This window comes from Christiangramia echinicola DSM 19838 (assembly GCF_000423065.1).
GTDB lineage: Bacteria > Bacteroidota > Bacteroidia > Flavobacteriales > Flavobacteriaceae > Christiangramia > Christiangramia echinicola.
On record NZ_AUHG01000011.1, the window covers coordinates 183,901 to 208,287 of the forward strand.

Below are 24,387 nucleotides of genomic sequence, written 5' to 3' on the forward strand. Positions count from 1 at the left end.
GGAATTAAAATTACCTATTTTTAGCAACCTTAAATTAAAACAAAGTAAATGAAGAAATTAAACATGCTTTGCTCAGTGTTTTTAATGTTTGTTTTCGCGGGTGTATCTGCACAGGAAACAGAACAGAAAGAAACCAGGCAGGAAGGTCACACAAATCAAAACAAATTCAGGCAGATGTACCAGGAGCTTGCGACTCCTAACCAATATAGAACAGCTTCCGGAGCTCCGGGACCTGCTTATTATCAGAATGAAGCCGATTATAAAATGGATATCGTTCTTGATGATAAAAATTCAGTACTAACTGGAGAAGAAACTATTACTTATCATAATAATTCTCCTCAGGACCTTGAATATTTATGGGTTCAGTTAGATCAAAATATCCGTAAAAAGGATGCTCCACAAAAAGATGGGGACGGCATGGCCCCGGTAGCTACTCCAGGTAGATTCACTAGCAACTATATGGAAGAGCCTTTTGATGGTGGATTCAATATTAAGGAAGTTTCTCATGATGGGAGTCCTTTGAAATATACCATTCATCAAACTATGATGCGTATAGATATGCCTCAGCCTTTAAAAGCTGGAGAAAGCTATACTTTTGATATCAACTGGTCTTACAATGTAAATAACCACGTAACAAATCGTGCGCGTTCTGGTTACGAATATTTCGATAAAGATGGAAACAAAGCCTACGTTATTGCCCAGTTCTTCCCAAGAATGGCTGTGTATAACGATGTAGAAGGCTGGCAAAATTACCAGTTCTGGGGTAATGGAGAATTCGCACTTCCTTTTGGAGATTATGAAGTGAATATTACGGTTCCTGCAGATCACGTTATGGAAGCTACAGGAGAACTTCAGAATAGAAAAGAAGTATACTCTAAAGAAATGATGAAGCGTTACGAGCAGGCTAAGAAGAGTTATGATAAGCCGGTAGTAATTGTTACTCAGGAGGAAGCTGAAGCTGCAGAAAAAGGGTTCTCTAATAAGACCAAGACCTGGACCTATAAAGCTGATATGGTACGTGATTTCGCATTTTCTACTTCTAGAAAGTTCATCCTTGATATGATGGCGGTAGATGTGATGGGAAAAGACGTAATGGCTGTTTCAGTATATCCGAAAGAAGGAAATCCACTTTGGGAAGAATGGTCTACAAGAGCTGTAGCAAGTACTCTTAAAAGTTATTCAGAACATACATTTCAATATCCTTATCATAAGGCGGTATCTGTACATGCTAAGAATCAGGGGATGGAATATCCTATGATTTGCTGGAATTATGGTCGTCCAGACGAAGAAGGTAACTATAGTGACCGTACTAAATTCGGGATGATAAGTGTAATTATCCATGAAGTAGGTCATAATTTCTTCCCGATGATCGTAAATTCAGATGAGCGTCAGTGGGGATGGATGGATGAAGGTATCAATACTTTTGTTCAGTATGTTGCAGAACAGGAATTTGGGAATGAATATCCTGAAGCGATCACTCCGTTAGATAAATACCCTTCAAGAAGAGGGGCGCCGAGTAAAATTGTTCCTTATATGAAAGGGAACCAGGATTATATTTCTCCTATTATGTCTAATCCCGAGCAGGTTTACCAATTAGGTAACAATGCATACGGGAAACCGGCAACTGCCTTAAATATTCTTCGTGAGACTATCATGGGGCGTGAGCTTTTTGACCATGCTTTTGCTACTTATTCTAAAAGATGGATGTTTAAGCATCCAACTCCTGAAGATTTCTTCAGAACTATGGAAGATGCTTCTAGTATAGATCTTGACTGGTTTTGGAGAGGTTGGTTCTATACCACAGATAATGTAGATATAGGGATCAAAGAGGTAAATAAGTATTATGTTACCGATACTCCAACGAAAGCCGGAAAGGAAATGTTGAAGAGATACGGGACAACTCCAGAAGAAACTAAGGCACTATATGTAGTAACAGAGGAAGACGAAGAGTTTAATGAAGAAATGAAGAATAAATCTCTTCTAGAGAATTCTGAAACTCTTCAGGCTTACGTGATGGATAATTTTACTGAAGAGGAAAGAAAGAATCTTAAAGCTCCTAAGTATTTCTACCAGGTAGTTTTTGAAAAGCCAGGTGGATTGGTAATGCCAATTATTGTAGAATTATCTTATGCTGATGGAACTTCAGAAAAAGTAACTTACCCGGTGCAAATTTGGAGAAAGAATGATAAAACAGTTAGCAAGGTGATCCCATCAGATAAGGAGATCACAAAAATAACTTTAGATCCAGATCTTGAAACGGCAGATGTTGATGTAGATAACAATAGCTGGCCAAAGAAAGAAGCTAAGAATGAATTCGAAGAGTTCAAAGAAGCTGCTCAGGACTAAGGATTTTCAGAAATAATATTTAAGCCGACTTTAACGAGTCGGCTTTTTTTATGCTTAGATTTGTATTTATATTTGTCCTGCTATGCATACGTTACCTTTATTTATTAGTGGAGCTGAAATTGCCTTTATCATGTTTATCCTGGTAATGGTATTTGGAGCTGATAAAATCCCAGATATTGCCCGTGGTTTAGGTAAAGGGATGAAAGCCGTTAAAAACGCCTCGAACGACATTAAGAGTGAAATTCAAAAAAGTGCTGAAAAGCAGGGGATTGATACAGATTTCACCAAAGATGTGCGTGGAGAGATAGATAGGGTTAAAGAGGATATCGATGAAATTACCGGTTCTGTAAGGCGTAAACCCTAAGTCTTTTTCAGCATGTTAGAGAAAATTGCGCAATGGGACAGGGAGTTATTTGTATTCCTGAATAATCTGGGAATAGAAAAGTATGATGCTTTCTGGATCTTCGTTACCAATCCGCGACACTGGATACCTCTCTATATTTTATTCTTTATATTTTTCTTTTTAGCATTCCACTGGAAAAAGGCTGTTTTTTCATCTTTATTCTTACTGGCAGCCGTTTTTACTACCTGGGGCTTTACCAATCTGGTAAAGGGTTTGGCATTAAGATTAAGGCCGAATAATACACCCGAACTAACCGAATTAATAAGGATCTTACAGGAACCCACTAATTACAGTTTCTTTTCAGGGCATTCTTCTACATCTTTTGCAGCTACTACCTTTATTGTACTGGTGATTTCACAAAAGACCAGGTGGATTTACCTGGCTTATATCTGGCCAATTATTTTTGTAATGAGCCGAATATATGTAGGGGTGCATTATCCAGGAGACATCATTGTTGGAATGATCGTAGGAATAATAATGGCTATTGTTTTCTATAGACTCTACGAAAGGTCGGGTCGAAGACTTTATTAGATCACCCGGGTTAAAGTAAGGCCATCTCTAATAGGTAAAATTACAGTTTCTACCCTGGGATCTTCATTAAGTAGTTTATTGTATTCCAAAAGTGCCTGAGTAGATTCATCATCTTTTCTTACCTTCTCTATAACTTTACCGGACCATAGTACATTATCTGAAAGTATGATCCCGCCGGGATTCATTTTACTAATGATCAGTTCAAAATATTCCGGATAGTTAGGTTTGTCGGCATCTATAAAGACAAGATCAAAATTAGATTCGATACTGGGAATTATTTCAGTGGCATCTCCAAGATATTGCCTGATCTTACCTGCATGATCAGACTCATTAAAGTATTTTTTCTGAAGATCGAAAAGCTCTTCATTTATATCTATAGTATGTAAAACACCATTTCTGGTTAGACCCTCGGCCAGGCAAAGAGCTGAATAACCTGTATAAGTTCCAATTTCCAGGATAGTTTCAGGCATTTTCATTTTAGATAATAGACTAAGTACCCTTCCCTGATAATGGCCACTTAACATTCTTGGCTGCATTACCTTTTGATTAGTCTCGCGGTTCAACCTTGCCAGTAATTCCGGTTCACTTTGAGAATGAGAAACTATATAATCGTCTATATCTTCCGGTAAGAAATGCATCTGCTGTTTTTTTTGACAAAATTAAAGATTTTCTGCGGTGATTCGGCTCTATGTCATTTAAAACGAAATTGTATTTTTACCAAAAATTGAAAATATGCAGTTCGAGAATTCCAGGGAATTTGCCAGACAATTAGATAAGGAGGATAAGCTTTCTAAATATCGCAATGAATTTATCTTTCCTAAAGTGAATGGGAAGGATGTTATTTATTTCGTTGGTAATTCCTTAGGGCTTCAGCCAAAGACCGCGCAGAGGTATGTAGATGAAATAATGAAAGACTGGGCAGAGCTGGCTGTAGAAGGACATTTCTATGCCGAAAAATCCTGGTGGGATTATCACGAACGTTTTTCACAAAAACTAGCCAGGGTAGTAGGAGCAAATCCAGCTGAAGTTACGGTTATGAATACACTCACCGTAAATCTTCATTTGCTGATGGTTTCTTTTTACAGGCCTTCCGGAAAGAGATACAAGATAATTTGCGAGGAAAAGGCTTTTCCAAGCGATCAATATATGATCTCAAGTCAGGTTAGATTTCATGGTTATGATCCTAAGGACGCAATAGTAGAGATAAAAAAGCGTGATGGTGAAAATAATTTTAGAACTGAAGATGTACTCGCAAAAATTGAAGAGGTAGGCGAGGAGTGTGCATTAGTACTAATTGGAGGTGTTAATTACTATACCGGACAGGTGTTCGACATGGCTACCATTACTAAGGCAGGACATGATGCTGGAGCTTTTGTTGGTTGGGATCTTGCCCATGCAGCCGGAAATATCGAACTAAAACTAAGTGAGTGGAATGTTGATTTTGCGGCGTGGTGTAGTTATAAATATATGAATTCAGGTCCCGGTAATGCTTCAGGATGTTTTATCAATAAGAAATATCATAACAAAAAAGATATTCCAAGATTTGAAGGCTGGTGGGGCCACAATAAAGAAAGACGTTTTTTAATGGAGCCTGAGTTTCAACCAGAGCCTACTGCAGATGCCTGGCAAATAAGTAACGCTCCAATTCTGGCAATGGCGCCTTACCTTGCTTCATTGGAAATGTTTGATGAGGTTGGAATGCCTGCATTAATAGAAAAACGAAATAAGATCGTTGCCTATCTTGAATATGTATTACACGAAATAGATAAAGATGTAGATAGTTCTTTTGAGATCATCACACCGGCAGATCAGGATAAAAGAGGAACGCAATTGTCGGTTTTCTTACACGGAGAAGGAAAGGAGCTATTTAGATATCTAATGGACCAGGGAGTGATCACAGATTGGAGAGAACCAAATGTGATAAGGCTGGCACCTGCTCCTTTTTATTGTTCATTTGAAGATATGTATGAATTCGGGCAAATTCTTAAAGAAGGAATTTTAAACAAACAGAAAGTTTAAATAATAAAAAAGGAGGCCAATGCCTCCTTTTTTATTTTAGATGAAAATCGTATTGATTTTAAAGAATTAATCTTCTACCGAAATATCAGTGAAAAATAATTCAAAAGAGCCATCTTGAGATTTGTGCATTTTTGAAATTTTTACTCCTTCAAAATCTTCGTAGTCTTCCCAGGTAGTTGCCATTTCTCTTCCTCCACCAGCAGATTTATAAACCCATTCCTGGATCATAAATTCCTCATCAAAATAAATATCATAACTATCACCTGGGGTATAGCCACCTTCTGAAGGATAACTCACGGTAAGCATTTGCAGTTCATTTCCGCTAATAGGAGCTTTGGCGGTCTTGACATCGCTAAAATCTGCATCAGACCATTTAAGCTGATACGGGAAAAGTAGCCAGTAAGAGTCATTTATAAAACGCTGGTCTATATATTTTTTGTCTTCGGCAAGACTGTCTTTTTTAATGTAACTCATCGTAGAGTCTTTCTCTGTAAGACTTATTTTATCATTTTTGATATCCCAGGCCCATCTTCTTTCAGAGCGTAAAGTGTCATTAACTTTCACATTGAAGGTGAATTTTATTTTACTTATACTGTCAAAATTTTCAAATCCATTTGCCATGGCTATTTTTTCATGGACATCCAGGTTTGGATCTTCAGTGATTTCTTCCTGTTGCTTTTTCTTATCATTGCAGGAGATCAAAAATGCTCCCATGATCATTAAGAATACTAGTTTTTTCATTGCGTTAGTTTTTTTAAAGATATTAAATTTTGGAACTATGTGGCATTGACACTCATTCCACCATCTGCTATAATATTTTGTCCGGTGATAAATGAAGATTTATCCATAGCGAGAAAAGAAATGATAGCTGAAATTTCTTCAGGTTCTGCCACGCGATTTAAAGGTGTCTTATTCAGAATAGATTTCATTTTTTCCGCAATATTAAGGTAGCTTTCTGTAAGTGGAGTTTTAGTAAACCAGGGAGATACTGAATTTACCCTAATATTATCACTGGCCCATTCTACGGCCAGGCTTCGAGATAACTGTAATAGACCAGATTTAGACATGGCATAAGGAGTTCCTGTGCCTACATCCTGCATAGCTGCCGACGATGCGACATTAATAATAGAGGCATTCCCAGATTCCTTAAGATTGGAATAAAGAAGTCTGCTTAGTTCAAATGGGGCTGTTAGGTTTATTTCAAGTATTTTTCTAAACTCTTCTTCAGAATAATCTATGGCTTTCTTGCGAATATTAATACCTGCATTATGCACTACGATATCAAGTTTACCCCACTTTTCTTCTACCCATTTTTTAATTTTTATTCGATCCTCTTTTCTGGCGGAGTCGGCTACAATTCCATGTGCATTATAACCTTTGTCTTTAAGTTCCGTTTCAAAGGCTGAAATATCTGATTCGCTCCTCGATGTAAAAAGCACTTCACTTTCTAATTCTAAAAACTCCATTACAGTAGCTCTTCCAATACCTTTTGTGCCTCCGGTGACTAAAGCATTCTTGTTATTTAATCTCCACATCTCAATTCTATTTCTGGTCAATAATTCTGAATAAAAAAAACCCTTTGATCTCTCAAAGGGTTGTATAAAATCTTCAACGTTCTATAGTCTTCGACCGGTAAGTAATTTATAAAGAATTAGAATAACGGCAAGAACTATTAAAATATGAATGATGCTTCCAAGATCTGGAAAAGCAAAATATCCAACTAGCCATCCAATTACTAGTAAAACTACAATAAGCCAAATTAAATCTTTCATGTCAGGTTGATTTTAAGGCAGCCTACCAGGCTTACCATTTGTTAATATTTAAGTTAGTTTGTTAAAATCTTGATTAATTCTTATACTAAGTTAGATAATAGAATTGCCTGTTACTGCTCCTTTAACCTTGATTTAACTTTACATATTAAAAATCAGAAGGTTGATCGATTATTCTTTTGGCGCGTTCCCTTATTTTTTCCATTTCTCCTGAATCCTTCTTATCCAGTAGGCTAAACATCATTTTCATTCTTTGATTTCCCTGAAGTTCTTCTCGTTTTGAATCGAGAAAATTCCAGTATAGACTGTTAAAAGGACACGAATTATCACCGATTTTTTTGCTCACCTTATAGTGGCAATTCTGGCAATAATTACTCATTTTGTTAATATAGCTACCACTGGAAACATAAGGTTTTGTAGCTACTATTCCACCATCTGCAAACTGACTCATTCCACGGGTATTGGTGATTTCTACCCATTCTATAGCATCCATATAGATACCTAAATACCATTTATCTACTTCATCTGGATGCACCTGGGTTAATAAGGCGTAATTTCCTGTGATCATTAGCCGTTGTATATGATGCGCATATGCATTCTCAAGGCTGTTAATTATTGCATGATGCATACAGTTCATCTTGGTGTCTGCAGTCCAGTAGAACTCCGGTAATTGCTTCTGGTTTCTTAGTTTGTTCGTTCTTTTGTAACCAGGCATCTCTTTCCAGTAAATTCCACGCATATATTCCCTCCAGCCAAGGATCTGCCTTATAAAACCTTCTACCTGGGAAATATCTATCTCATCCTTATGATCATAATAGTAGTCCAGAATAGTATTGATAACCTCTCCAGGACTTATCATTTTGGTATTGAGACTGAAAGATAATCTGGAATGGAAAAGATATTCCTGGTCTGTATGCAAGGCATCCTGAAAATCTCCAAAATGAACCAGGAGATTTTTACAGAAATAATTTAGAACTGAAAGTGAATCCTCCCTGGAGGTAGGCCAGTTGAAGCTTTTTTCATTTACCATGCCTATAGTTTTGATCCCTGCTTTTTCAATTTCTGAATATAGTTTAGATACATCCTTTCGGAAACCTCGTGCATGCGGGATTTCAGGCTCACCTTTCCATTTCTTTCTATTCGATTTATCAAAATTCCATTTTCCTCCTTCTGGATCTTTAGCATTAGTCATTAAAATGCCATGTTTCTTCCGCATATCACGGTAGAAATATTCCATGATGAGCTGCTTTTTTCCTTCAAAGAAATTTCTAAGGTCCTCTCGTTTTGTGAAGAAATGTTCAGTGTCAAAAACTTCCGTTTCAATACTGAGATTGTTGCATATTTCCTTTAGTTGTTCATCCAGCCGGTATTCATCGGGCAGTTGATATTCGAATTTTTTAAAGTCGTTTGCTGAAATTAATTTCTCCAGGTTCTTTGCAAGATCCTGTTCATTTTTAGGATCGTTGATTTTGAAGTAGATCACCTCGTGATCTCTTTCTTTTAAATGCTTTGCGAAATTTCGCATGGCGCTGAAAAAGCCTATCACTTTTTGAATATGATGCGTCATATAGTCTGTTTCCTGGCGCATTTCTATGATCACATAAGTAATATTTTCCTGATCATCATTATACCAGCTGTGTTGATGGTTCAGCTGATCTCCAAGAATAAGTCTTAAGGTCTTTAATTTTTCAGCCATACATCCTGGTATTCATTATTGGGGTCGTAGCGTTCTGCCTGGCTTTTTATATTATACTTACGGTCTCTTGGGTCATTGCCTACACCACTATTATACATCCAGTTACCCCAATTACTATGTACGTCATAATCTATTAGCTGGCTTTCAAAATACGCGGCTCCAATGCGCCAATCCTGTTTCAGTTCTTTAGCCCAGTAACTATTTACATTCTGCCTCCCCCTGTTGCTCATAAAACCTGTTGCGGCGATTTCATTCATATTGGCATTCACAAAATCCTCAGAAGTATTGCCGCTGATCCATTCTTTTAGTTTCTGCTCATCCCGGTGCCATTCCAGATCATTATTTAATATTCCCCTAAGCTGAAATATTTTATTTCCGTGCTTTAAGGAGACATATTTAAAGAAATCACGCCAGATGAGTTCAAAGATCAGCCAGTAGGTACTTTGATTGCTTTTGACCTCTTTTTCATAATTTATTATTTCATGATAGATCTGCCTTGGTGAGATGGATCCATTCGCCAGCCATGCAGAAAGCTTGGAGCTGTATTCTTCTCCAATGAGTCCGTTTCGTGTTTCCTTATATTTTGAAAGATTTTGAGTTTCCCAGAAGTAACTTTCAATTCTTTTTTTGGCCTGATCTTCCCCGCCTTGAAATGGAAATGCCGATCTTGGATCTTCCTGAAATTCTTCCAAACCAAGGTCTTTTAAATTAGGAATCTGTGTGTTATTAGATATAAATGAATCCGATAATGGGTTAGGGGACTCGATAAGATTTTTAACTTCTGTCTTTATTTCACAGGATTTTCTGAATTCAGTAAAAATACGAGGTGTTTCCTGAAATGAGTCATAAGGAATATCTTCCGGGTGATATAGAAATTGCTGGTAGTAAGAATGAAATTTCACATTCCCAGACTTCAACTTTAAGCATTCCTCGACTTCTTTTTCTTCATGGGTCCATTCTTTCTGAAAGTAAACTGAATAAATAGTATATTTGAAGATCAAATCTGGAATAATTATCTCTGGCTCCTTCAGATATACTAATAATGGAATATTAAGCTTTTGAAGATTTTGCTTTAATTCTTTAACTGTTTCAATTAGAAATTTAGCCCGGAACTTACCAGTTTTAATGAATCCGAATTTATCTTTATGAAATGTCTGGGATCAAAACAATATAAGCCTATTAATTCATTATGATGGATGCTAGCCGTTTTTAATGCTTCGTGATCTGTTGTTCTTAGGTCGTTTCTAAACCATACCAGGCCTCTGCTCATCATTTAATTTTTCGGCATTTATCGCTACAATATTTTACATTATCCCAGTCTTTGTCCCATTTTTTTCTCCATTTAAAAGGCCTGTCACATACCAGGCAGATCTTCTCGGGGAGATGTTCTTTTTTCATAGATCTGCTTCCGGAGTGAAGAATGATTTCACTTCCTGGTTGGGTCTTGCATAATGAAACCGATCTAACAGGCTTGGTAAGGAGTACCCATCTAGACCATTAATTGAAACTGTGCCGGCATCATCAAGCCTTAACCATCCATCTGGCATTTGTATTCCTTCGTCAAAATAAATATGTTCAATTGCCGCCACTACCAACAACGTATTGTTCTCTTTGATTTCATATTCATTTAAATATCTGCAACCCAGCCTGATCTCAGATTGCTTTACGTATGGAGCATGAAAATCTCCCAGGTATTCTTCAGTGAGCCCTGTTTTATTAAATTCTGAAATGTCCTCATCATATTTTGCGGCAGTTTGATGCGCTTGCTCGATCATTTTTTCATGGATATGGTTTACCGTGAAATAGGAGGTCTCCTTTATATTTTTATATGTATTTCTAGATACACTTAAAGGTCTCGTAACGAAACCCAACATGGCAGGGTTACTTCCCATGTGTGTTACAGAACTAAAGACTGCTACATTTGGATTCCCGCTTTTAGATTTTGTAGCTATAAGATTAGCAGATTTGAAACCTGTGCAGCTATTAATTAAATTCAAACGGAAGATCTTTTCCATTTTTTCGATATCACTCGCGCTAATATGCTTCATAAAAAAAGGTCAGTTTGTAGACTGACCTCAATTTATAGATTGCTCGTTTAAAAGCCTGTTAATGTATTTTTAAATTATCATTCATTTTCCATTTTATTAATGGCCATTTCGTATTCTTCCATCGCTTCTCGAACAGCATCGATATTGTCTGAAGCTTTCTGGTGTGCATCTTCCATCACTTTTTCCAAATTCTTATCTGGATGTTGAAATAAGTCTGTGATCACATGATTGATTTTGTCAATAATACTACTTTGAGTATTCTTAATATCTTCCAGCTTATTTAACGTAGACCTCATGTGGTCAAGTTTCTCCTGATCCATAATTTATATGTTTTTAGTTAATCTAATTTACTTTAACATTTAGATGGTCCAAAGACTCTTAACAGCTTTTAGAACAGGTTTATTATAATATTATGAAACTTGTTCTTCATCGTAAGCAGGGTAATCTGTGTAACCTTCCTTGCCTGGAGTGTAAAAAGTATCCTGATCATATTCTGCCAGTGGCCATTTATTTTCAAAACGCTTTGCCAGATCTGGGTTAGAAATGAACAGTTTTGCATAAGATACCAGGTCTGCATCACCGTCTTCAATTACTTTGTTCCCAGATTCACGATCAAAACCATTATTGATCATTAGCGTACCGTTATAGATCTTACGGTAATGCTTGGCGATCTCTGTTTTTAAAAATGGTACATCGCTTACATCAGTAAATGGTTCAGATAGATGAACGTAGGCCAGATCATAAGCATTTAATTTTTCAATGATATAGTCGAAAGTGGCTATGCTTTCTTCTGTAGCCACAATTCCGAAGGATTTGTGCAACGATGGATTGAATCTGCATCCTATTTGATTCTCAGGCCAAACTTCAACGATGGCTTCCAGAACATCAAAGAAAAACCGTGCTCTGTTTGGGATGCTACCTCCGTAATCATCTGTTCGCTGATTTGCATTTGCATTAAAGAACTGGTGAAACAAATATCCGTTAGAGGAATGTATTTCTACACCGTCAAAACCTGCTTCTTTAGCCATTTGAGCCGCATTCTTAAATTCCTGGATTGTCTCCTGGATTTCCTGAATACTCATTTCTTTAGGCTCTGTAGTTTTTTCAAATCCTTCAGGAGTGTAAACCTTTTCATCAGGGTTTACCGCGCTTGGCGCCAAAGGTTTTTCCCCATCATGAAATTTTGGATGAGAAATACGGCCTACGTGCCATAGTTGCATAAATATTTTACCGTCATTTTCATGTACCGCTTCGGTCACTTTTTTCCATCCATCAACCTGCTCTGCAGTGTGCATTCCCGGTGTGTTTACATAACCTACCGCTCTTTTAGAAACCTGTGAGCCTTCAGATATTATCAATCCTGCTCCAGCACGTTGAGAGTAATATTCTACATGCATATTAGTAGGAACTTTATCTTTATTGTCGGCACGGCTTCTGGTCATAGGAGCCATGATCACCCGGTTTTTCAATGTCATATTTCCCATCTTAAAGGGCTGTAATAAAGGTTGTTTTTCTGTATTCATTGTTTTTTTTCTTAAAATTACCGGTTAAGATTTGTCCTTGCTGTTAATTAAATTATAAATGATCCCATTTAGGGGAGTGACACCTAATCCCTCGATAATAAAGACTGTTTCAGAATAATTAAGTAATTTCGCAAATAGAAATAATGCAATCTTTAGGCAATTTTTAAACCTCTGCCGGGATTTACTTTTCAAAACTATACATGCACAAAGAAAAAGATGTAGCCATAGTAGGATCAGGACTTGTAGGATCATTGCTTGCTATTTTCCTAAGGAATCAAGGGCATAAAGTTACTGTTTTCGACCGGCGACCAGATGTTCGTAAAGTTCAGTTTTCCGGCCGATCTATAAATCTGGCCATGTCTAATAGGGGGTGGAAAGCATTGCGAGAAGCTGGAGTAGAAGATGAAATTAGGGATCTAGCCCTTCCTTTAGATAAAAGAGCTATGCATGTAGAGGGGCAACCGGTATACTTTCAGAAATACGGTGAAGAAGGAGAAGCAATTTATTCTATTTCCCGTGGTGTTCTAAACAGGAAGATGATAGATCTTGCCGAAGCTGCCGGGGCTGAATTCCGGTTTGAAGAAAAGATCTGGGATGTAGATATGAAAGAGGCCAGGCTCTATACGGGGGAGTCTGAAAAAAGCGTTTGGAAAGAATACAAATTTGATCTGATATTTGGCGCAGATGGCGCTTTCTCCAGGGTTCGCCATAAAATGCAGCGACAAAGTCGCTTTAATTATTCTCAGCACTTTATAGATGTTGGTTATAAGGAGCTTACTATTCTGGCTAATGAAGATGGCTCACACAAGCTGGATAATTCTTCGTTTCATATTTGGCCACGTGGTAATTTTATGCTAATAGCAATGCCTAACCTCGATGGGACATTTACCTGTACTTTATTTATGCCTTTTGAAGGAGATATCTCATTTGAAAGTTTAAAGACCGAGCAGCAGGCAGACGCTTTTTTTGAAACTTATTTCCCGGATATTAAAGATGAAATTTCGAATTTAAAGAAAGACTTCTTTAAAAATCCAACCAGTGCCATGGTGACTATTAAATGTTTCCCATGGTCTTATTTCGATAAGATCACCCTTGTTGGAGATTCTGCTCATGCGATTGTTCCTTTTTATGGCCAGGGTATGAATGCAGGTTTCGAGGATATCTCAGTTCTTAATGAGAAAATAGACAAATATGGGGATGACTGGGAGCAAATATTTGAGGAATATCAAACCGAAAGGAAGCCAAATGCAGACGCTATTGCGGAATTAAGTTACCGCAATTTCATTGAAATGAGCAGTAAAACTGCAAATCCATTGTTTTTACTTAGAAAAAAGATCGAAAAGAAATTTGCCCAGAATCACCCTGATCTCTGGATTCCTTTATACTCCAGAGTTACATTCTCAGATAAGGCCTATTCTGAAGCTTTGAAAATTGGCGATTACCAGAGAGAAATTATGGATGAGGTGATGAAGATCCCTCACATAGAAGAGACCTGGGAAAGTAAGGAAGTAGAGCAAAAAATTATAGATCTTATAAATAATTAAAAAAGCTGCCAATTGGCAGCCTTTTTTAATTAATGAGCGTCCTCCTTGAGTATATCCGGGAATTTCGCTTTGAACCTATTTAGTCTTGGAATCGAAACATTCTGTATATAAGGATTGGAAGGATTGTTTCTTTCATAATCTTGATGGTAATCTTCTGCTTCCCAGAATTTCTGAAATGGGAGGATCTCGGCAGCAATAGGCTTGTCATAATTCTTAGCTACTTCAGCCTTTACTTCTTCAATCATCTTCTTTTGTTCCGCATTTTGAAAAAATATAATTGATCTATATTGCGAACCCCTATCTGGTCCCTGTCCATTCACTTGCGTAGGATCCTGTGAGCCAAAATATACTTCTACCAGCGTTTTAAAGCTTACAACTTCAGGATCGTAAATAACTTCTACTGCCTCTGCATGTCCTGTTTTACCTGTGTTGCTGGATTCATAGGTTGGATTTTTGGTATGGCCGCCAGCATAACCGGAGATCGATTCATCAACACCTTCGATACTTTCATAAATAGCTTCAACACACCAGAAACATCCACTGGCAAAATATGCCTTTTTCATCCCATTCTGTGCCTTAACTTCTACAGGTTCTGCATTAGCAATTTCCGGTTTTGTAGCATTAGAATCACCGGTTTGATTTCCGCAGGCCAGAAAGACGAGGCTGATAAAATTTAGTAATAAGAATTTCATAGTTATTTCTTTTTATAAGTTCCTTCAAGGGTTTTTTTGCCATATAAAGCATAATCAACGGCTATTTTTCCGTCGATGGAAAAACCTTTCCAGTCCAGTTTCATAGTTCCATTAGGTTCAGGACTTAAAACTGCAATTGGCGTACCAGTTTCAAATTTATCCCAGGGTATATCCTCATTTGAGGTACGTGAAGACTTTCCGCTATAATAAATTTCTATATTCTCTCCATTTTTCTGAAAACTAGCATTGATAAACAGGTCATCTTCTTTTAGGCATAATTCTGAAGTACTGCTGGTAACTTCTAAGCAGAAGCACTGACAGCTATTATCTTCCAGATGATCTGTATTTATATACGTGCCGGCAAAATCACCATTGCTATAGTTTTTTTTAGTTTCATCTTCCTTTTCAGGATCTGAACCATTCAATTGGGAATCTTCATTGGATTGCGATGCATTTTCCTTTGACTTTGTGTTTAGGTTCTGATCTGAATTTTGGTCTGTATTCTGATATGCATTTTGATTAGGATCGGCATCTGCATCATTTTCCTTTTTTGAATCATTACATGATGTGATGCTTAGAAATAAGCATAATAAGATAATTGTAGCTCTCATAATAAACGAAATTGGGTTAGCTAAAGGTAATCTATTAATGGTCGTTTATTGTGAAAGACTTGTTAATCCGGTAGCAGAGAGGGATTTTGAATTTGTAGTATAAAAAAACTGCCTAAAGAACTTTTGCTTCAGATCCTAGATCTTACTGTTATTCTTCAGGCAGTTTATTATATATAGAGAGTAAAAAAGTTTAGAACTTTTTGAACATACCTTCCATTTTCTCTTGCTCTTCTTTTGCCAGTTCTTCGTCTACTAAGATTCTTCCACTGTGCTCGTCTGTAATGATCTTTTTGCGACCAGCGATCTCCATGATCACCTGAGGTGGAATAGTGAAGAAAGAACCGCCAGAAGCTCCACGCTCTACAGGTACAACTGCAAGACCATTCTTAACGTTGCTTCTTATTCTTTTGTATGCTGAAACTAATCTGTCTTCGATATTCTTTTCGTATTCCTCAGACTTCGAGATAAGAGCCTGCTCTTCTTTTTCTGTCTCCTTCAGGATCTCATCAAGTTCACTTTTCTTATGCTTAAGGTGCGCCTGACGCTCAGAAAGTTTCTCTTTAGTTTGAGTAATCACTTCTTTCTTCTGCTCGATCTTCGCTTTGTATTCTTTGATGTGTTTCTCAGAAAGTTCGATCTCTAATTCCTGGAATTCAACTTCTTTACTTAAAGCGTTGAATTCTCTGTTGTTACGAACATTTTTCTGTTGGTCAGAGTACTTTTTGATTGCAGTCTTAGATTCTTCAACCTGGTTCTTCTTGTTCTTGATGTCATTTTCAATGACCTCTATGTCTGCATCCAGTTTCTCCAGGCGTCTGTTTAAACCTGCTACTTCATCTTCTAGATCTTCAACTTCAAGAGGAAGTTCACCACGTACGTTCCTAATTTCATCAATTCGCGAATCCACCAACTGAAGATCGTACAGTGATCTTAACTTCTCTTCTACAGTAACATCGTTTTTTTTCGCCATATTATAAATAATGTATTGGATTGGTATTTGTATCTGCTAAAATAAGTGCAAAACTACTAATTTTTTTGCTAAGAAAAGAATATAGTAAATTTTTTGTAAACTGTTCACTTTCATAGTGTCCAATATCTGCCAGCACCAGCTTTTCCTCGGCTTTATAGAAATCGTGATATTTTAGATCTGCAGTTATATAAATATCTGCTCCGGCAGCTTTGGCATTATTGATCGCAAAAGCGCCGCTTCCTCCCAGAACAGCCACTTTTTTTATGGGTTTATTCAGGAGTTTGGAGTGTCTTACACAGCCAGTCTTAAAAGTTTCTTTTAACTGGTTTAAAAAAGTTTTTTCATCTGTTTCTGTTTCAAGCTCTCCGATCATTCCCATTCCCAGATGTTGATTGTTGTTTTCCAGGCTATGAATTTCATAAGCCACTTCTTCATAAGGATGAGCCTTAAAAAGATTTTTAAGAATTTTGGATTCTAAATGTGCAGAGTAGGTAATACCTATCTGAGATTCTTCCTCATAATGAACTTCTCCTTTTTTGCCAATAACGGGATTAGAGTCTTCATTACCCTTAAAGCTTCCTTTACCAATAACATTAAAGCTGCAGTTGTCATAATTTCCTATGCTTCCCGCTCCTGCAGCAAATAAAGCATCTCTAACTGTCTCTGAATCCTGACAGGGAACAAATGTCGTCAGTTTTTTAATTGAATTTTTTCTGGGGATTAGAATTTGCCTGTTTTTAAGGCCGATCTTTTCACAGATCATATCATTCACTCCTTTATACTGATTGTCCAGAGCGGTATGGATCGCATAAATTGCAATGTTATTTTTAATTGCCTTTAGAATTGTTCTTTGAACATAATCTTTGCCTGTAAGCTTCTTAAGACCAGAGAAGATAATTGGATGAAAACTAATAACAAGATTACAATTTTTAGCTATTGCTTCATCTACAGTGGCTTCAAGAGTATCCAGGGTGATAAGGGCACCGCTAACTTCTGTAGACGAATCTCCTACCAAAAGTCCTATATTGTCAAAGTCTTCAGCATACTTAGTGGGAGCAAAATCTTCTATCAGGTCAATTACTTCCTTTATGATCATAATTTAATATTTTAGCCTTCAGTTTGAAATGAACAACTGGTTGAAATTGTAGAAATAAGCTGCAATTTCTCAAATTTGTTTGGTAACTGTTCAAATATAAATATTATACAAAGCCTTTCATGCCGAATCTAAGAAAATTACTTTTTCCATTTTCATTAATATACCATGGAGTAACAGAGGTTCGGAATAAGCTTTATGATGCAGGGATATTAAATTCTACAAGATATGATATACCAATTATAGCTGTGGGGAATCTCAACATGGGGGGGACAGGTAAATCGCCCATGATCGAATATTTAATTGAAATATTAGGAAAGGATCATGTAGTAGCAAGTTTAAGTCGTGGATATAAAAGGGAAAGCGAAGGTTTTCAACTTGTGGAGATTTCAGATTCTGTTGCTAAATCTGGTGACGAACCCTTGCAGTTTAAAATTAAATTCCCGGAAACCATCGTTGCGGTAGATGCTAATAGGAGGGAAGGTATTGAAGAGTTAAAGAAATATTCTCCAGATCTTATTCTTCTGGATGACGCTTTTCAGCATAGAAAAGTACAGGCTGGTTTGTATATTCTTTTAACCGCCTTTGGAGATCTGTATACAGATGATTTTGTCTTGCCAGTCGGAAATTTGAGGGAGTCTTCTAAAGGAGCTGAAAGGGCGCAGATCATCATAGTTACCAAATGCCCTGATGATCTAAGTTCCTCTGAAATGAGCAGGATTAGAAAGAAATTAAAGCCATCATTAGATCAGTCCGTATTTTTCAGTTCAATTAAATATGCAGGCAAAATCATATCAACAAAAGAGGAGTTGGCATTAAATGATATTGAAGCATCAGATTTTGTTCTGGTTACGGGCATAGCTAGGCCTAAGCCACTAATTGAATTCCTGGGATCAAAAAACATTGAGCTGGAGCATTTTAAGTTTCCAGATCATCATAATTTCACAGAAAAGGAGATTAGTAAACTTAAAGAAGCCTCTAAAATACTTACTACGGAAAAGGATTATATGAGGCTTAAAGATAAACTTCCGCTGGAAAAGCTTTATTATTTGCCTATAGAAGTTGAATTTCTGGATCACGGCAAGGCCAATTTTGATAAGAAAATCATGTCATATGTGAATGAAAAAGAGGTGTAAAAAACACCTCTTTTTATATTTGGCTAATTCAAACTATATGAGTCTTCTCTATATAATTTAATTAGCATTTCTTTTTACAAAGCCTGTGCCAGAAATTTAGACTGTGGTTTCTCTAGCGGCCAGGTACTTATTTATCTTGTGGAAAAATTCTTCGGTTTTATAAGGCTTTGGGATAATATCATTAAAGCCATTTAGGTAGAATTCATCAAGATTATCGTCCAGAGTAACGGCAGTAAGAGCGATGATAGGAATAAATTCATCAAATTTCCTGATCTCTATAGTAGCTTCAATTCCACTAATTCCCGGCATATGTATATCCATTAAAATAAGGTCAAAATTATTATTTTGAACCTTTTCAATAGCTATAGTTCCATTGTCGGCTACATCGCAAATTACCTTGTTCTTTTCAAGGATCTTACGTGTGATCATCTGGTTGATCTTGTTATCCTCTACAACGAGGATACGTTTGTCTTCCATGATCTCGTTGGTAATCTTGGCTTGATCAATTTTAGCTGTAGCTATTGCTTTTTTAAGCTCAACCTCCGGAGCTTCAAAATCCAGTTCAAAAGTGAATTTTGATCCCTCGCCTAATTCACTTTCAAGGTCGATCTCACTACCCAGTAAACTAAGTAGGTTTTTAACGATAGATAGTCCTAAGCCTGTGCCTCCGAATTTTCTATTTATTTGAGTAGATCCCTGAGTGAAATTATCAAAGATTGCTTTCTGTTTTTCTTTGCCTATACCTTCACCATTATCTCTTATTTCGAATAATAAGGTAACATTTTTATCTACCTGTTTCGTCTTTTTAACTGATATCCAGATATCTCCATCTTCGGTAAATTTAATCGAGTTACCTATTAGATTTATTAATATCTGTGAGATCTTAAGAGGATCACCGCCTAATTTTTCAGGTATAGATTTATCAAAATCAAAGTGAAGTTTTGTATTTCTTTCGTCTGCTGAATTCTTCAGGGCTATCAACACATCTGACATTCGTTTTTCAAGATCGAAATTTGAATTCACAATTTCTACCTTGTTTGCCTCCAGTTTGTTGAGGTCTAGAATGTTGTTTATTAGAGAGAGTAGATATTCCCCAGAGAATTTAAGTGAATTTAGATGCTCTTTCTGACTTTCTGTAGGGCTTTCTTCAAGTAATAGGTGAGTTAGTCCCGTTACAGCATATAAAGGGGTTCTAAGTTCGTGTGTGATCGTTGTAAGAAATTGTGCCTTTGCAAGGGAGGCCTTTTCAGCATTTTCTTTTGCCAGTACTAATTCTGAATTTTTCTTCTGGAGTAATTCGTTCGCTCTGGCTCTTAGGTTGTTGTTTTTATATAGAGAAAGCGTTAATAGAGATAAAATGGTAATCAAAGCAACACTTAGGATCGTAGTGAGCTTGTTTACTTTTAAAGTTCTTTCTTGCTCTGCTGTTTGTAGTGTAAGTTCGTCTACAGTACTTTTTAAGGCATCGAGGCCAGATCTTGATCTGGCTTCAAAGGCCAGAGCTTCTTTATTCGCATTAAATACAGCATCGCTAACCTGTTCCTTTTTTTTCAGATAAGCCAGGGCTTCCTTAGGATTATTTCGATTTTCCTCGATTTCACTTAGAATTCCATAAGTATACAGCGTCATTCCAGTAAAATTCCCGCTACTGGCAATTTCCAGAGAGCCTAACGCAGCTTTTTCTGCCTTTTGAAAATCCCCCTGGTATATATGACCTCTAGCTAAGTAATAATGAAGTCTGGATAGTTCATATTTATTGTTGCTTTCTTCCAGGTATATCCCTGCATTGTTTAATTCAGACATTGCCCTATCCCGGGTTTTGTCTTCACGCATAAAGATTATAGCCTTGTTTAAGGCAATTATACCTAGTTGTTCATCATTTTCGGTTTCTGTATAATAATCATGGGCTAGATTAAGATATTTTAAAGCACGTTCTTTCTGACCTTTGTTATTTAATAGCTTTCCATACATTATATATGAATAATGTAGACCGGACTCATCGTCTATCTCTCGCTGTATGGAGATGGCTCTTTCAAGTTGAGTGATTCCCTTGTCATACTCATGACGAACTCCATACATTCTAGCCAGAATACTACTACTAAGAGCAATATATCTATTATGATTTATACGTTTTGAAAGCTCCAGGGATTTGTGCAGTTGATTAAGTGCCTGGTCAAATTGCATCATGTCAATAGACATTTCAGCATCGTTAAGCAACTGTTTGATTTGCGCCGGTTTGGGTTCGGTTTCGCTGATAGGTGCATCCTGGAATCCAAATTGTGCAAAACAACACAATAATATTAAGATAAGCTTTAAGTTCTTCATTAGGGAAAAATAGCTAGCAGCTGTTAATGTGGTTAAATATAGCTATTTATCGTTAATGAGTGAAATTAAATCGACAAGACGATTTGAGTAGCCAATTTCATTATCGTACCATCCGATTAATTTTACCAATTTACCGCCAATTACTGAGGTCATCTGGGCATCAAAAACACAGCTATGTCCATTATCCAAAATATCTACAGACACTATTGGATCTTCAGTATATTGGATGATGCCTTTTAATTGGCCTTCAGAAGCAGCTTTAAAAAGAGAATTGACCTCCTCAATGTTTGTTTCCTTTTTTACATTCAGGGTCATATCTGTAAGTGATCCATTTGGTACAGGTACTCTTATTCCGCATCCTCCAATAACATCGTTTAGATCTGGGAAAATACTTGTTAAAGCTTTAGCCGCACCAGTTGTTGTAGGGATAATAGATTGAGCTGCAGCTCTGCTTCTCCTAAGATCTTTATGCGGTTTGTCATGCAAACTCTGGTCTGAGGTGTAAGAGTGTACGGTAGTAATGTAAGCCTGAGTAACTTCCAGGTGGTCATGGATAACCTTTAACATTGGGGCAGCATTGTTCGTCGTGCAGGAGGCATTAGAAATAATGCTCTCAGAACCATCTAAAATTTCTTCATTAACACCAAGAACCACCATTTTTATATTGTCATCCTGAGGGGGGACTGAAAGTATAACCTTTTTTACTCCTTCTTTAAGATGCCCTTTTAAAGTCTCTTCCGTTTTAAACTGACCTGAAGATTCTACGACAATGTCAACATGATGTTCATTCCATGGAATATCTGCAGGATTACTGAAATTAAGTAAGGGAATAAATTTACCATTTACGTTAATACCGGAATCTTCTGTAGCTACATCAGCTTTTAAGGTGCGATGTATACTATCGTATTTTAAAAGATGTGCGAGACTGTTAGCATCGTGAATATCATTTATTGCAACGACATTAATCACTGGATGATCCAGAAGAATTCTAAATAGATTCCTGCCTATTCTGCCAAAACCATTAATGGCAATATTAATTGTTTTAGCCATCTAGAGACTAGTTAATATGTTTCTGTGCTTTGTATGAAGATCTTACCAGTGCGCTACTTTCAACGTGTCTAAACCCAAGGTCAAGACCAATTTGCTCATATTTCTTGAACTGGTCTGGGGTAACGAATTGTTTAACAGGTAAATGCTTTTTACTAGGTTGTAAATACTGGCCAATGGTTACAACATCAACTCCCGCTTCACGAAGATCTTTAAGGGTTTGAATAACTTCCTCTTCCTGCTCTCCTAATCCAAGCATGATCCCGGATTTGGTTGTTTTTATGCCGTTATCCTTAAGGTATTTAAGCACCGCAAGACTTCGATCATATTTTGCCTGTATTCTTACCTCACGGGTAAGTCTTTTTACCGTTTCCATATTATGAGAAACAACTTCGGGCATTACTTCAATGATCCGGTCTATGTTTCTTTCATTACCCTGAAAATCTGGAATCAGTGTTTCCAGTGTGGTTTCAGGATTCATTCTTCGAATGGCTTTTACTGTTTCAGCCCAGATAATAGAACCCATATCTTTAAGATCGTCACGGTCTACACTAGTGACCACGGCATGCTTGATCTGCATTAACTTGATAGATCTGGCCACTTTTTCAGGCTCGTCCCAATCTACAGTTTCCGGTCTTCCGGTCTTAACTCCACAAAAACCACAGGATCTGGTACAAACATTCCCTAAGATCATGAATGTAGCAGTACCTTCACTCCAGCATTCTCCCATATTAGGACAGCTACCAGAAGTACAAATAGTATGAAGGTCATACTTGTCTACAAGACTTCTTAATTCGGTATACTTTTTACCGGTAGGAAGTTTGACACGAAGCCATTTTGGTTTAGGCTTTCTTTCTGTTTTGGATTTTACGGGCGCAACGTCTGTATTCATAGCAAAAATCTGAGGTTCAAAGATACAATAATATGGTGAACTGCATAAATTAGACTCGACAGTCTCAAAAACCTTACTTAACTATTTCGGGCTTCAATGATCTCTGCTAATAACTTTTTGGCTCTCAGTAACTTCACCTTGATATTATTCATTGGTTCATCTAGAAATTTAGCAATTTCCTTATATGATTTTTCCTGAAAGAATCTAAGATTTATGACTTCCTGGTAGTGTGGTTTCAATTGTTTGATATCTGAAAGTAGCTGCTCCAGATTTTGCTCCTTAATAAGTTTGTCTTCAATACCGGGCGTTTCATCTACAATTTCATAAACACGTTCTTCATCATGAACCGAAGTACGAGATTGTATAGAAGAATTCTTTTTACGTACCTGGTCTATATGTATATTCTTGGAAATCGCTATTAGCCACGTAGAAAATGAATAATTTTCGTCAAATGTATCTATTTTGTTGAATGCTTTGGAGAAAGTTTGAATCGTAATATCTTCCGACTCGTATTCATTTCTGGTCTTTTTTAGCTGAAAACCATAAACGTCATTCCAGTATCTATCCAGTAAATAATTGAAAGCCGATTGACTTCCCTTTTTCGCCTCCCTGATTTTTTCAAGAAGATGGTCTGGATTTATTTCCAATGCTTGGGTTTTGAGATGAGGTTAGCTATAAAGATAGCCATTTGCATGAAAATTAAAAATAGATCGAAAAACGGGAATAGCCAAACTACATCATTTTCCTTCAGTTTTCTCCCAGCCTTAATATATACAAAAGCTTCTGTGACTAATTTCAATCCTAAAATACCCAGAACAATCTGCGGTTGAATTTCAAAAATTAAAAGTAAGGCAAACAATACCCAGAATAATACTCTGAAAATATAAAAGGATCCTAGGAGCACTTTGTGCTTTGTCTTATAATGTCCAGCGACAGAAACATGCCTTCTTTTCTGATGAAACCAGTCTGAAAAACTATTTTTAGGTACGCTGCGAGTAATAGAATCTGGATGGAAGCATATTGAGGTGTTATCGGCTGTAGAAGCTTCGTTAACAAAGAGATCATCATCACCAGATCTTAAATGGAGGTGACTGGCAAATCCCTTCATTTCATAAAATTGAGTAGAAGTGTAAGCAAGATTTCTTCCTACGCCCATATATGGAGATCCAAGCTTTGCGTAAGAAAAATACTGTATGGCAGTTAGAAGGGTTTCAAAACGTATAAGCTTATTTAATATTGAGCCAGTATGCTGAAAGTAGCCTCCATAACCAAGAACAATAGAATTTCCAGGCTGGAAGTTTCTGGACATTTCACTTATCCAGTTTTTAGATTGTGGTGCGCAATCTGCATCTGTAAATAAGAGATGTTTATTGCGGGCTTTTTTAATTCCAAGAGTAAGGGCATATTTTTTATTAGCCCAGAATGCTTCATTGTTCTGTACATCAACCACCTGAATTCTTGGATCTATTTTCTGAAATTCTTCAATTACGTCCAGGGTATCATCTGTAGAAGCATCATTGATAACGATTACTTCAAAATCTGGATAATCCTGTTCTAGGATAGCTGGTAGGAAATTTTTCAGATTTTCAGATTCATTCTTAGCGCATATAATAACAGATACAGCAACTTCTGGATGTAGTTTGCTTTTAGTATTTGTTGTCGCAAAAGAAAAGAATGAGAAGAAGTAGAGTAGATTTACTAAGCTAACAATTATGAAAATCCCCAGTAATAATGTTCCCATC

The 24,387-nt window shown here is 36.9% G+C and carries 24 protein-coding genes and 1 pseudogene; 6 read left to right on the forward strand and 19 right to left on the reverse strand.

The window, feature by feature from the left end:
- Positions 1-48: 48 nt before the first annotated feature.
- The 3 genes from G530_RS0105865 (at position 49) to G530_RS0105875 (ending at position 3,280) form a co-directional block, all read left to right on the forward strand.
- Positions 49-2,346: a M1 family metallopeptidase gene (locus G530_RS0105865; protein ID WP_026933644.1), complete on the forward strand. Its 2,298-nt coding sequence runs from the start codon at positions 49-51 to the stop codon at positions 2,344-2,346.
- Between the two features lie 82 nt (positions 2,347-2,428).
- Complete coding sequence (locus G530_RS0105870; RefSeq protein ID WP_026933645.1) at positions 2,429-2,710, forward strand: Sec-independent protein translocase subunit TatA/TatB; 282 nt, start codon at positions 2,429-2,431, stop codon at positions 2,708-2,710.
- Between the two features lie 12 nt (positions 2,711-2,722).
- A complete protein-coding gene (locus tag G530_RS0105875; RefSeq protein WP_026933646.1) occupies positions 2,723-3,280 on the forward strand; it encodes a phosphatase PAP2 family protein in 558 nt (185 codons plus the stop codon).
- Here the strand turns inward: G530_RS0105875 and G530_RS0105880 are convergent.
- Entirely contained in the window at positions 3,277-3,918 is a 642-nt protein-coding gene (locus tag G530_RS0105880) for an O-methyltransferase (protein ID WP_026933647.1), read from the reverse strand. The two genes, G530_RS0105875 and G530_RS0105880, sit on opposite strands and share 4 nt — an antisense overlap.
- A 94-nt stretch (positions 3,919-4,012) precedes the next feature.
- Between G530_RS0105880 and kynU the strand changes: the two genes are divergently transcribed.
- Positions 4,013-5,299 (forward strand): kynureninase, encoded by a 1,287-nt coding sequence (gene kynU, locus G530_RS0105885; RefSeq protein WP_026933648.1) that lies wholly within the window; start codon positions 4,013-4,015, stop codon positions 5,297-5,299.
- Positions 5,300-5,365: 66 nt separating this feature from the next.
- On the opposite strand, the gene G530_RS0105890 is transcribed toward kynU, so the two are convergent.
- The 9 genes and pseudogenes from G530_RS0105890 to G530_RS0105925 form a co-directional block, all read right to left on the reverse strand.
- Positions 5,366-6,040 (reverse strand): hypothetical protein, encoded by a 675-nt coding sequence (locus G530_RS0105890; protein WP_026933649.1) that lies wholly within the window; start codon positions 6,038-6,040, stop codon positions 5,366-5,368.
- A gap of 35 nt (positions 6,041-6,075) precedes the next feature.
- A complete protein-coding gene (locus G530_RS0105895; protein WP_026933650.1) occupies positions 6,076-6,834 on the reverse strand; it encodes an SDR family oxidoreductase in 759 nt (252 codons plus the stop codon).
- 81 nt (positions 6,835-6,915) lie between these two features.
- Complete coding sequence (locus tag G530_RS17610; RefSeq protein WP_156888600.1) at positions 6,916-7,071, reverse strand: lmo0937 family membrane protein; 156 nt, start codon at positions 7,069-7,071, stop codon at positions 6,916-6,918.
- Between the two features lie 145 nt (positions 7,072-7,216).
- Positions 7,217-8,764, reverse strand: coding sequence for a cryptochrome/photolyase family protein (locus tag G530_RS0105900; protein WP_026933651.1), 1,548 nt, complete (start codon positions 8,762-8,764; stop codon positions 7,217-7,219).
- Positions 8,749-10,034: pseudogene (locus G530_RS16600) on the reverse strand (DASH family cryptochrome). The gene G530_RS0105900 and the pseudogene G530_RS16600 overlap by 16 nt, the downstream one beginning before the upstream one ends.
- Positions 10,034-10,162, reverse strand: a complete 129-nt coding sequence (locus G530_RS17465) for a DUF2256 domain-containing protein (RefSeq protein ID WP_084519415.1) — start codon at positions 10,160-10,162, stop codon at positions 10,034-10,036. The pseudogene G530_RS16600 and the gene G530_RS17465 overlap by 1 nt, the downstream one beginning before the upstream one ends.
- A complete protein-coding gene (locus G530_RS0105915; RefSeq protein ID WP_026933652.1) occupies positions 10,159-10,812 on the reverse strand; it encodes a flavin reductase family protein in 654 nt (217 codons plus the stop codon). The genes G530_RS17465 and G530_RS0105915 overlap by 4 nt, the downstream gene beginning before the upstream one ends.
- Positions 10,813-10,889: 77 nt before the next feature.
- Complete coding sequence (locus G530_RS0105920) at positions 10,890-11,132, reverse strand: hypothetical protein (RefSeq protein WP_026933653.1); 243 nt, start codon at positions 11,130-11,132, stop codon at positions 10,890-10,892.
- Positions 11,133-11,222: 90 nt separating this feature from the next.
- Positions 11,223-12,335 (reverse strand): alkene reductase, encoded by a 1,113-nt coding sequence (locus tag G530_RS0105925; protein WP_026933654.1) that lies wholly within the window; start codon positions 12,333-12,335, stop codon positions 11,223-11,225.
- A 200-nt stretch (positions 12,336-12,535) separates the two neighbouring features.
- Here G530_RS0105925 and G530_RS0105930 point away from each other — a divergent pair, with 200 nt between their 5' ends.
- A complete protein-coding gene (locus G530_RS0105930; protein ID WP_026933655.1) occupies positions 12,536-13,879 on the forward strand; it encodes an FAD-dependent oxidoreductase in 1,344 nt (447 codons plus the stop codon).
- 29 nt (positions 13,880-13,908) lie between these two features.
- Here G530_RS0105930 and msrA read toward each other — a convergent pair whose 3' ends face one another.
- The 4 genes from msrA to G530_RS0105950 all read right to left on the reverse strand — a co-directional run bounded on the left by msrA (position 13,909) and on the right by G530_RS0105950 (position 17,248).
- Positions 13,909-14,571 (reverse strand): peptide-methionine (S)-S-oxide reductase MsrA, encoded by a 663-nt coding sequence (gene msrA / locus G530_RS0105935; RefSeq protein WP_026933656.1) that lies wholly within the window; start codon positions 14,569-14,571, stop codon positions 13,909-13,911.
- 2 nt (positions 14,572-14,573) lie between these two features.
- Positions 14,574-15,182, reverse strand: coding sequence for a hypothetical protein (locus G530_RS0105940; RefSeq protein ID WP_026933657.1), 609 nt, complete (start codon positions 15,180-15,182; stop codon positions 14,574-14,576).
- 190 nt (positions 15,183-15,372) lie between these two features.
- The gene (locus G530_RS0105945) at positions 15,373-16,152 is read right to left on the reverse strand and encodes a zinc ribbon domain-containing protein (RefSeq protein WP_026933658.1); all 780 of its coding nucleotides are present in this window, start codon (positions 16,150-16,152) and stop codon (positions 15,373-15,375) included.
- A gap of 1 nt (position 16,153) precedes the next feature.
- Positions 16,154-17,248, reverse strand: coding sequence for a Nif3-like dinuclear metal center hexameric protein (locus tag G530_RS0105950; RefSeq protein ID WP_026933659.1), 1,095 nt, complete (start codon positions 17,246-17,248; stop codon positions 16,154-16,156).
- Positions 17,249-17,367: 119 nt separating this feature from the next.
- Here G530_RS0105950 and lpxK point away from each other — a divergent pair, with 119 nt between their 5' ends.
- Complete coding sequence (gene lpxK / locus G530_RS0105955; RefSeq protein ID WP_026933660.1) at positions 17,368-18,381, forward strand: tetraacyldisaccharide 4'-kinase; 1,014 nt, start codon at positions 17,368-17,370, stop codon at positions 18,379-18,381.
- 96 nt (positions 18,382-18,477) lie between these two features.
- Here lpxK and G530_RS0105960 read toward each other — a convergent pair whose 3' ends face one another.
- The 5 genes from G530_RS0105960 to G530_RS0105980 all read right to left on the reverse strand — a co-directional run bounded on the left by G530_RS0105960 (position 18,478) and on the right by G530_RS0105980 (position 24,386).
- Positions 18,478-20,706, reverse strand: a complete 2,229-nt coding sequence (locus tag G530_RS0105960; protein WP_026933661.1) for an ATP-binding protein — start codon at positions 20,704-20,706, stop codon at positions 18,478-18,480.
- A gap of 42 nt (positions 20,707-20,748) precedes the next feature.
- A complete protein-coding gene (gene gap, locus G530_RS0105965) occupies positions 20,749-21,756 on the reverse strand; it encodes a type I glyceraldehyde-3-phosphate dehydrogenase (protein ID WP_026933662.1) in 1,008 nt (335 codons plus the stop codon).
- A 7-nt stretch (positions 21,757-21,763) separates the two neighbouring features.
- Positions 21,764-22,645 carry a lipoyl synthase gene (gene lipA / locus G530_RS0105970; RefSeq protein ID WP_026933663.1) on the reverse strand — a complete coding sequence of 294 codons (882 nt, stop codon included), beginning with the start codon at positions 22,643-22,645 and terminating at the stop codon, positions 21,764-21,766.
- Positions 22,646-22,722: 77 nt separating this feature from the next.
- Complete coding sequence (locus G530_RS0105975; protein ID WP_026933664.1) at positions 22,723-23,292, reverse strand: RNA polymerase sigma factor; 570 nt, start codon at positions 23,290-23,292, stop codon at positions 22,723-22,725.
- Positions 23,283-24,386 (reverse strand): glycosyltransferase, encoded by a 1,104-nt coding sequence (locus G530_RS0105980; protein ID WP_026933665.1) that lies wholly within the window; start codon positions 24,384-24,386, stop codon positions 23,283-23,285. Before G530_RS0105980 ends, G530_RS0105975 begins: the two co-directional genes overlap by 10 nt.
- Position 24,387 lies beyond the last annotated feature (1 nt).

Bases quoted from the DNA above. Each gene is read 5' to 3' on its own strand.
- G530_RS0105865 (WP_026933644.1), top strand. From the start codon at position 49: ATGAAGAAATTAAACATGCTTTGCTCAGTGTTTTTAATGTTTGTTTTC.
- G530_RS0105870 (WP_026933645.1), top strand. From the start codon at position 2,429: ATGCATACGTTACCTTTATTTATTAGTGGAGCTGAAATTGCCTTTATC.
- G530_RS0105875 (WP_026933646.1), top strand. From the start codon at position 2,723: ATGTTAGAGAAAATTGCGCAATGGGACAGGGAGTTATTTGTATTCCTG.
- G530_RS0105880 (WP_026933647.1), bottom strand. From the start codon at position 3,918: ATGCATTTCTTACCGGAAGATATAGACGATTATATAGTTTCTCATTCT.
- kynU (WP_026933648.1), top strand. From the start codon at position 4,013: ATGCAGTTCGAGAATTCCAGGGAATTTGCCAGACAATTAGATAAGGAG.
- G530_RS0105890 (WP_026933649.1), bottom strand. From the start codon at position 6,040: ATGAAAAAACTAGTATTCTTAATGATCATGGGAGCATTTTTGATCTCC.
- G530_RS0105895 (WP_026933650.1), bottom strand. From the start codon at position 6,834: ATGTGGAGATTAAATAACAAGAATGCTTTAGTCACCGGAGGCACAAAA.
- G530_RS17610 (WP_156888600.1), bottom strand. From the start codon at position 7,071: ATGAAAGATTTAATTTGGCTTATTGTAGTTTTACTAGTAATTGGATGG.
- G530_RS0105900 (WP_026933651.1), bottom strand. From the start codon at position 8,764: ATGGCTGAAAAATTAAAGACCTTAAGACTTATTCTTGGAGATCAGCTG.
- G530_RS17465 (WP_084519415.1), bottom strand. From the start codon at position 10,162: ATGAAAAAAGAACATCTCCCCGAGAAGATCTGCCTGGTATGTGACAGG.
- G530_RS0105915 (WP_026933652.1), bottom strand. From the start codon at position 10,812: ATGAAGCATATTAGCGCGAGTGATATCGAAAAAATGGAAAAGATCTTC.
- G530_RS0105920 (WP_026933653.1), bottom strand. From the start codon at position 11,132: ATGGATCAGGAGAAACTTGACCACATGAGGTCTACGTTAAATAAGCTG.
- G530_RS0105925 (WP_026933654.1), bottom strand. From the start codon at position 12,335: ATGAATACAGAAAAACAACCTTTATTACAGCCCTTTAAGATGGGAAAT.
- G530_RS0105930 (WP_026933655.1), top strand. From the start codon at position 12,536: ATGCACAAAGAAAAAGATGTAGCCATAGTAGGATCAGGACTTGTAGGA.
- msrA (WP_026933656.1), bottom strand. From the start codon at position 14,571: ATGAAATTCTTATTACTAAATTTTATCAGCCTCGTCTTTCTGGCCTGC.
- G530_RS0105940 (WP_026933657.1), bottom strand. From the start codon at position 15,182: ATGAGAGCTACAATTATCTTATTATGCTTATTTCTAAGCATCACATCA.
- G530_RS0105945 (WP_026933658.1), bottom strand. From the start codon at position 16,152: ATGGCGAAAAAAAACGATGTTACTGTAGAAGAGAAGTTAAGATCACTG.
- G530_RS0105950 (WP_026933659.1), bottom strand. From the start codon at position 17,248: ATGATCATAAAGGAAGTAATTGACCTGATAGAAGATTTTGCTCCCACT.
- lpxK (WP_026933660.1), top strand. From the start codon at position 17,368: ATGCCGAATCTAAGAAAATTACTTTTTCCATTTTCATTAATATACCAT.
- G530_RS0105960 (WP_026933661.1), bottom strand. From the start codon at position 20,706: ATGAAGAACTTAAAGCTTATCTTAATATTATTGTGTTGTTTTGCACAA.
- gap (WP_026933662.1), bottom strand. From the start codon at position 21,756: ATGGCTAAAACAATTAATATTGCCATTAATGGTTTTGGCAGAATAGGC.
- lipA (WP_026933663.1), bottom strand. From the start codon at position 22,645: ATGAATACAGACGTTGCGCCCGTAAAATCCAAAACAGAAAGAAAGCCT.
- G530_RS0105980 (WP_026933665.1), bottom strand. From the start codon at position 24,386: ATGGGAACATTATTACTGGGGATTTTCATAATTGTTAGCTTAGTAAAT.